The 1,543-nt window shown below is 64.6% G+C and carries 4 protein-coding genes; 3 read left to right on the top strand and 1 reads right to left on the bottom strand.

The window, feature by feature from the left end:
- Both LFM09_RS50010 and LFM09_RS50005 read left to right on the top strand, forming a co-directional pair.
- A partial coding sequence (locus LFM09_RS50010; RefSeq protein WP_414103718.1) for a DUF5615 family PIN-like protein occupies positions 1-736 on the top strand: 736 nt, incomplete at its 5' end.
- A complete protein-coding gene (locus tag LFM09_RS50005) occupies positions 736-1,029 on the top strand; it encodes a DUF3027 domain-containing protein (RefSeq protein WP_414103717.1) in 294 nt (97 codons plus the stop codon). The genes LFM09_RS50010 and LFM09_RS50005, both read left to right, overlap by 1 nt.
- A 196-nt stretch (positions 1,030-1,225) precedes the next feature.
- Here the strand turns inward: LFM09_RS50005 and LFM09_RS50000 are convergent, their stop codons facing one another.
- Positions 1,226-1,393, bottom strand: coding sequence for a hypothetical protein (locus LFM09_RS50000; protein ID WP_414103716.1), 168 nt, complete (start codon positions 1,391-1,393; stop codon positions 1,226-1,228).
- Here LFM09_RS50000 and LFM09_RS49995 point away from each other — a divergent pair.
- Positions 1,384-1,543 (top strand): RHS repeat-associated core domain-containing protein (locus LFM09_RS49995; protein WP_414103719.1); only part of this gene is annotated, 160 nt, incomplete at its 3' end. The genes LFM09_RS50000 and LFM09_RS49995 overlap by 10 nt on opposite strands.

Below are 1,543 nucleotides of genomic sequence, written 5' to 3'. Positions count from 1 at the left end.
TCAGGAGGAGATGCAGCAGCAGTGGCAGCAGGAGTACGAGTGGGTGACCGGCACTGGTGACGGCTCGAACCAGCCGATTTTCTTTGGCCGTCGACTACCTACCGCCGAGGAGATGAAGAGAGGACCGATCTTCGGGGCGCCAGTGATGATGGCGCCAGGCGAGTCGTACGCGGATGCAGTCAAGAACTGGGCGACGTACACGTGTCGCAGCAGCAACCCCGGACCCGGCTTCTGTGAGTGGTCCTACACGGTGGGCAACAGTCCTGCGACCGGCTGGGACGCCGTGTTTGTGGCTCTGGGGGCGGCCGGGCTTGCGCTCGGTGCCGGTGCCGGCCGCGGTGTCGTCGGCCGTGGAGCCGTTCCCAAGGGGCCCGTTGTGGCGCTCGCCGAGAGCAGCTCTTTGCATGCGCAGTTCGCGGTCGCGCTGCGTGAGCGCTTGGCCAAGTCGGCAGGCTTCTCGGGCGCGGGGCAGCGGTACATTTTGGACGAGAACCTGTCTTCGAAGCTGGCAGGCCAACTTCGTGACAAGGGGTACAACGTGCGAAGTGTGACGGAAATGGGGCTTGCCGGAACCAAAGACCCGCAGTTGCTCCAACTCGCTGATCAGATGGGAGCCAGGGTCATCACACGCGACCGAGGCAGACAACTTGACGGCGGGTTCGGCACCCGTGCGGTTATCGTTCATCCCAAGGCTTCGTCGGCTGACACCATCGCGCGGCTGCTGGAAGGAGGTTGATGAACCTGATGAACCACGTCACACGTGCCCCGAGAGCGCTGGACGAGATCCACGAGCGGTGGGTGCGGCGCCGGAACCGCGATACCGGCGATCCGGCCTACCGCGACGAGTGGTACGACCAACAGTGCGGCGGATGCCGGAACTGGATACCGGTGACAGGCGCACTCGGATCCGATTACGGAGTGTGTGCTGGTGCCAAATCGCAGTTCGACGGGACGGTGCGGTTTGAGCACGATGGCTGTGATGCGTTTGAGGATGCGGAAGGCTGGGTGAGTCCCGAGGACATTGCGTGAGAAGGGGCTGCTGGCCCGGAGCCGTCGTTGGTTCCGGGCCTCACCGCTGGTGGCGCAGAGCGTAGGTCATACCTGGGGCAACCGTGCAGCCTTGGCAGCTGGAAACGAGAATTGCGCATCTCGCTTTCCGAGGTGTGACCGCAATCAGGGTCAGTGACAGGACCTTGTTGGCCCAGGCGCCCGGCGTAGCCGCCGTCTATCCAGATATGGGATACGGTGGAGAACCGGGCACGCAACGCCGCCAGCAGCCGGTGGGCGCCGTCGCGGTCTTGATGTGCGCGGCGGTCACCACGACGGCCAGCAGCAGGCCCAGGGGGTCGGTGGCGATGTGCCGCTTGCGGCCCTTGGTTTTCCATCGGTGCACGCGAGTACGACCCGGCGCTGGGCCGGTTCATCTCCGTCGACCCGGTCATGGACCTCGCGGATCCACGGCAGTGGAACGCCTATGTGTATTCCAACAACAGCCCGGTCACGTTCAGCGACCCGACCGGCCTGTACTGCGACATGTGCAACT

Origin of the sequence: Lentzea alba (genome assembly GCF_047445655.1) — a bacterium.
GTDB lineage: Bacteria > Actinomycetota > Actinomycetes > Mycobacteriales > Pseudonocardiaceae > Lentzea > Lentzea alba_A.
This window is presented reverse-complemented; position numbering and strand designations above follow the sequence as displayed.

Excerpts from the sequence above, each read along its gene's own strand:
- LFM09_RS50005 (WP_414103717.1), top strand. The coding sequence starts at position 736 with ATGAACCTGATGAACCACGTCACACGTGCCCCGAGAGCGCTGGACGAG.